Origin of the sequence: Acinetobacter sp. 5862, assembly GCF_024494585.1 — a bacterium.
Classification (GTDB): Bacteria; Pseudomonadota; Gammaproteobacteria; order Pseudomonadales; family Moraxellaceae; genus Acinetobacter.
Map to the genome: position 1 here is coordinate 20,908 of NZ_JANHGP010000060.1, position 6,232 is coordinate 27,139.

A 6,232-nucleotide genomic window follows, 5' to 3' on the forward strand; every position below is an offset into this window, starting at 1 on the left:
TAACAACAACATTCTGCAAAATATTTTTTGTGCTAAAATACTTCCCTCCTATTTTTTAGACGACTGTATATATGTACGCAGTGATTATCGTTGCCGTATTTTTAGTCAGCTTCCTATACACTTATTATCGTGGCAAGGAACGATTAAAAGCATCTCGACAATTATTCGACCATTCTACATTCCTAGCCCCAGTTAACATGTTTATGACTGGTTTCTCTAAACTGCCAAACCAACCGTTCTTTGATGTGGCGCAGTTCCCAGAACTGAAACCATTACAAGATAACTGGCAAGTGATTCGAGAAGAAGCGATCCAACTTCAAAATCAAATTAAAGCTTCAGAAAAAAATAATGATGCTGGTTTTAATACTTTTTTTAAACGCGGTTGGAAACGCTTTTATCTGAAATGGTATCAAGATAGCCACCCATCAGCACAACAACTCTGCCCTAAAACAGTCGCTCTGTTGGAAAATATTCCTTCAGTAAAAGCAGCCATGTTTACTGAATTACCATCTGGTAGTTATCTTGGTAAACACCGTGACCCTTATGCGGGCTCTGTTCGCTACCACTTAGGTTTAGTCACACCGAATAGCGATGACTGTTTCATTGAAGTCGATCAGGAGCGTTATTCTTGGAGAGATGGTGAAGCCACTGTTTTTGATGAAACTTATGTCCATTGGGCACATAATCAAACAGATGAAACACGTATTATTTTATTCTGCGATATTGAACGTCCAATGAAATGGGGTTGGGCACAGAAAGTAAATCATTGGTTCGGACGAAACGTGATGTCTGCTGCAAGTTCACCCAATGATGATCAAGATAAAACTGGTTTTATCAATCGAATTTTCAAGTATGGCTATGCTGTACATCACTATGGTCGTGGTTTAAAACAACGTAATCGTAAAGTTTACTATCTTGCAAAATGGCTGATGTTTGCAATCATTATTGGTCTAATACTTTTACCTAGCTTTTTATAAAAACTGATTAAAAAAAAGAGATGCTGAGCATCTCTTTTTTATTGCCAAACAATATTATTGATTTGTCTGAGGTGCTTGAGCACTGGCTGTTTGGGCCGCCATATCTGCCGCCTGAACCGCAACCTCACCAATCAGGGCAATCTTGGCTTTTTCCTGACTCTTAGCAGACAAAGCAGGATTTGATGCCACGATACGATTAATATTGGCAGAATTTGCTGGTGCAATTGCCGCAGTTTGTAACACGATTGGACGATTACCTGTATCACCGAGAGTATAACGAATACCTGTACGTGGACTAATCACAGTAGTAACTTCACGTTTAACCTGCGCCTCAGCAGTAGTCGCCCCTTTTGCTGCAAGCACTTTATCGACCGTAGTCGTTTGAGGAACGTTATCTGCAAGTGCAACGCCGGATAATGCAGCACTCGCTAAAATTAAAAGTTGTAATGGCTTTTTCATTGTCTTCCCGCTTTTAATGCGAATCCAATTAAGGAGGATAATTCTCATAATAAAACTACAAAGTTGCTCTAAACACAAGTTACTTCTCGTAAAAAAGCAGAGCAAATGCTCTGCTTTTCATTTGAATACAAACTAAGTCAAAATTTTAAATTTTACCGTGACATTGTTTATATTTTAAACCTGAACCACATGGGCATGGCGCATTACGGCTTTCTGGTACTGGAAATACTGCATTTCCAGATAAGCTACCACTCTCTTCAGAAATCGTCACTTCACCTGTTAAACCATCAACATCATCATGTTCAAAAGAAAGACGCATAGATTCAGCTTGACGTTGTTGCTGAGCTTCTAATTCAGCCAACTCTTCTGCTGTTGGTACATGAACGCGAGATAGATCAGTTACAACATCTGATTTAATAATACCCAGCATATTCACGAACAAATTAAACGCTTCTTTCTTATACTCTTGCTCAGGATTTTTCTGAGCATAGCCACGTAAATGGATCCCTTGACGTAAATAATCCATCGCTGCTAAATGATCTTTCCAATGACGATCAAGTGAATTCAACATAAAGTGACGTTCAAGCATTACAGCGGACTCATCACCCATTTGCTCACGGCGTTGACGATAACGTGCAATTACTTCGTCAGAGATACGTGCGACCAAGCCTTCCTCGTCTAAACGACGATCTTGATCAAGCCATTGCTGAACAGGAAGCTCAATACCTAGATCTGTACGTAGTGCATTTTCTAGACCTTGAATATCCCACTGATCATGAATTGATTCAGGTGGAATGAAGTTCGCAATTACCCCTTTCATCACCTCTTTATGCATCTCTTCGATATAATCTTGTAATGTACTTTCTGCCAAAATCTCATCACGTTGTGAGTAAATAATTTTACGTTGTTCATTATTTACATCATCGTACTTCAATAGATTTTTACGAATATCAAAGTTACGTGCTTCAACTTTGCGCTGCGCATTTTCGATCGAACGACTCACCATTTTGTGCTCAATGGCTTCATTTTCTTGCAAGCCCATTGCACGCATCATCGCAACGACACGATCGCCCGCAAAGATACGCATCAAATCATCTTCAAGTGATAAATAGAAGCGTGATACACCTGGGTCACCTTGACGACCTGCACGACCACGAAGCTGGTTATCAATACGACGAGATTCATGACGTTCCGAACCGATGATATGTAAACCACCAGAATTTAACACATCTTCGTGATCTTTTTCCCATTGTGCTTGTAAACGAGCTTCGTCTTCAGGGGTAGGATTTTCAATTTTGGCAAGTTTTGCTTTCCAGTTACCACCCAGCAAAATATCCGTACCACGACCCGCCATGTTGGTTGCAATCGTGACGGCATTTGGGCTACCTGCTTGCGCAATAATATCTGCTTCACGCTCATGTTGTTTGGCGTTGAGAACTTCATGTTGGATACCTGCTTGTAATAATTTTGCAGATAAAATTTCACTCGCCTCAATCGTTGCTGTACCGATCAGAATCGGCGCAACACCCTGCTTACGAATATTGGTAATTTCTTCGATAATTGCGTTGTATTTACCGTTACGATTTAAATAAATTAAGTCGTTGTGATCCTTACGCACCATCGGACGATGCGTTGGAATTAGTACTACATCCAAACCATAAATTTCTTTCATTTCAGAAGCTTCAGTATCGGCAGTACCCGTCATACCTGAAAGCTTTTTATATAGACGGAAATAGTTCTGGAATGTTGTGGTTGCCAGCGTCTGGTTCTCAGGCTGAATTTCCATGTTCTCTTTGGCCTCAACGGCCTGATGCAGACCTTCCGACCAACGGCGGCCAGGCATGGTACGACCCGTGCTCTCATCCACAATAATCACTTCTTCTTTTTGAGTCTGTGGATTAATGCCAATAATATAGTGAACGTTCTTTTGATAGAGATAATGCGCACGAATCGCAGCAGTGACATGGTGAACCAGATTTAGGTTCGCAGCAGAATAAAGACTTTCACCCTCAGCAAGTAATCCCATACGGATTAACTCTTGCTCAACAGTCTCGTAACCAACCTCAGTCATTTCAACTGAGCGTTGTTTCTCATCAACCCAGAAGTGTCCGCCATCAGCCACTTTTTCTTCTTTCTGAGGTTTTAATGTTGGAGGAATGCTATTGATTAACTGATATAAATGCGATGAATCTTCACTTTGACCTGAAATAATCAATGGTGTACGTGCTTCATCAATTAAGATTGAGTCAACTTCATCGATGATCGCATAGCTTAAGCCACGTTGTTTTTTCTCTTGTAGAGAAAATACCATGTTGTCACGTAGATAATCGAAACCAAATTCGTTGTTGGTACCGTAAGTAATATCGGCGAAATAAGCTTCAGCTTTTTCGGCTGGCATTTGCATTGAATAAATCACGCCAATGCTGAGACCTAAAAATTCAAATAATGGGCGATTCAACTCAGCATCACGTTGTGCCAAGTAATCATTCACCGTAATCACATGAACACCTTGACCACTCAATGCATTGAGATAGCAAGCCAAAGTACCCATGAGGGTTTTACCTTCACCTGTACGCATCTCAGCAATTTTACCTTCATGCAAGGTAATACCACCAATCAACTGCACATCATAGTGACGCATACCCATAACCCGTTTTGCTGCTTCACGGCAGACTGCAAAGGCTTCAGGCATCAATTTATCTAAACTTTCACCGTTGCTAAAACGCTGTCTGAATTCTGGAGTTTTTGCAGAGAGGTCTGCATCGCTAAGAGCAGATATCGTCGGTTCAAGCGCATTAATTTGTTCAACAATTTTACGCATGCGTTTGAGCTCACGCTCATTTTTTGTACCGAAGATACCTCCGATCAGACTTGCCAACATGAATAAACTCTCTAATCCTGTTTGTTTAAATAAGTAATTTTTTCTTAGCTGTTATTATGGAGTCAGAAATAAGAACTACAAGGGCTTTGCATCCAAACAGGTAAAAAAACTGCGAGGCGATTCTGACATTACACAACTAAAGAGCGTTAATGTAGCAAATTTGGATTTAACTTACATCGCTTTGCGTGTGAATTTATGATCAATTTTTTAGCTTCACCACATTCAATTATCTTAAATTCTCATAACAAAATGAAAAAACAATAATTTTATTTATAAAGCTATTCCTGCATATTAAATACACACATAAAACATCAATAATGTATTGAGGACTAATTAAATGACATTACGTTTAGGTGATATCGCCCCGAATTTCCAACAAGACTCTAGCGACGGTCATATTGATTTTTATCAATTTTTAGGTGACAGCTGGGGCATTTTATTCTCACATCCAGCGGATTTCACCCCAGTTTGTACCACTGAGCTTGGCTTTACCGCCAAACTGAAAGATGAATTTACAAAGCGTGGCGTCAAAGCAATTGCACTTTCAGTCGACGATGTTGAATCGCATAAAAGCTGGATTCAAGATATTAATGAAACACAGAATACTACGGTCAACTTTCCAATTATTGCAGATAAAGATCGTAAAGTTTCAGAACTATATGGTTTTATCCACCCAAATGCGAGTGAGACCTTAACTGTTCGCTCATTGGTCATTATTGATCCGAATAAAAAAGTCCGCTTGATTATTACTTATCCAGCCTCAACAGGTCGTAACTTTAATGAAGTATTGCGAGTGGTTGATTCATTACAGCTAACAGATAAACATAAAGTCGCAACACCTGCAAATTGGCAACATGGCGGAGATGTCGTCATTGTACCGTCGTTGAAAGATGAAGAAGAAATTAAACAACGTTTTCCTCAAGGCTATACCGCAGTGAAACCTTACCTACGTTTAACACCACAACCTGAGTGAGGATCAAACGAGCAACGCTCGTTACGAACGCAAGTCGAACAGTAAAAATATTGAATCTGAATAACAAACTCTATTGCCTATCGACCCGATAGGCTTTTTAAATCGCAAAATAAAAACTTGTTGGTATTTTTTAGTCGATACGTTATAAAAATAATTCTCTTCAAAATAGAATAACAATCACGATGATTTATAACATCCATCATCTCCATTGCGGAAGCTTCTGCCCTGTTTGTGCTCCCCTATTTGGACAGAAAGGCTGGAAAGCACATCTAGTTTGTCATTGCCTACTTATTGAAACTGATCGAGGTCTAGTTTTAATTGATACAGGCTTAGGTACACAGGACTATTTGCATACTGAACAACGCCTAGGTTCATTACTGACTCAATTTGGTTCGATTGTGCCCAATCTCAAATTAAGTGCCATCGAACAAATTCAAAAATTAGGTTTACGCCCTGAAGATGTGCAACATATCTTTGTCACACATCTTGATTTTGATCATGCAGGTGGTATCTCAGATTTTCCTAATGCAACCGTGCATATTTTAGCTTCTGAGTTTAATGCAACACAGACATTAACAGCCAAAGGTAAACTTCGTTATAAAACTGAACAATTTAAACAACATCGTCATTGGAATTTTGCTGAACATACAAATGGTGAAGCTTGGTTTAATTTAAAAAGGGTTCAAGGTCTTCCTTTTTTCCAAGATGAAATATTAATGATTCCATTGATTGGTCATACTGCTGGACATTGTGGTATTGCAATTAAAAAAGCTGAAGGCTGGATTTTATTCTGTGGCGATGCGTATTACACCCATTTAGAACTCAATCCAAAAAACAAATTGAGAGCCTTAGATCTTACTGAACGTTGGCAGAGTAAAACTTGAAGTGCGACATAAACCACCTAATTAATTTAAAGGGTTTATGGAGTATATAAAATTGTCA

Annotated in this window: 4 protein-coding genes and 1 pseudogene; 3 read left to right on the plus strand and 2 right to left on the minus strand. The window is 39.3% G+C overall.

The window, feature by feature from the left end; all coding sequences use genetic code 11:
* The first annotated feature begins 71 nt into the window (after positions 1–71).
* On the plus strand, positions 72–977 hold the full coding sequence (lpxO, locus tag NO346_RS11975; RefSeq protein WP_256415293.1) for a lipid A hydroxylase LpxO: 906 nt from the start codon (positions 72–74) through the stop codon (positions 975–977).
* A gap of 54 nt (positions 978–1,031) precedes the next feature.
* Here lpxO and NO346_RS11980 read toward each other — a convergent pair whose 3' ends face one another.
* A complete protein-coding gene (locus tag NO346_RS11980) occupies positions 1,032–1,436 on the minus strand; it encodes a hypothetical protein (protein ID WP_256415294.1) in 405 nt (134 codons plus the stop codon).
* 145 nt (positions 1,437–1,581) lie between these two features.
* Positions 1,582–4,317: a preprotein translocase subunit SecA gene (gene secA, locus NO346_RS11985; protein ID WP_256415295.1), complete on the minus strand. Its 2,736-nt coding sequence runs from the start codon at positions 4,315–4,317 to the stop codon at positions 1,582–1,584.
* Between the two features lie 337 nt (positions 4,318–4,654).
* Here secA and NO346_RS11990 point away from each other — a divergent pair, with 337 nt between their 5' ends.
* Positions 4,655–5,290, plus strand: coding sequence for a peroxiredoxin (locus NO346_RS11990; RefSeq protein WP_256415296.1), 636 nt, complete (start codon positions 4,655–4,657; stop codon positions 5,288–5,290).
* A 182-nt stretch (positions 5,291–5,472) separates the two neighbouring features.
* Positions 5,473–6,156: pseudogene (locus NO346_RS11995) on the plus strand (MBL fold metallo-hydrolase); the annotation flags it as partial.
* Between the last annotated feature and the right edge of the window lie 76 nt (positions 6,157–6,232).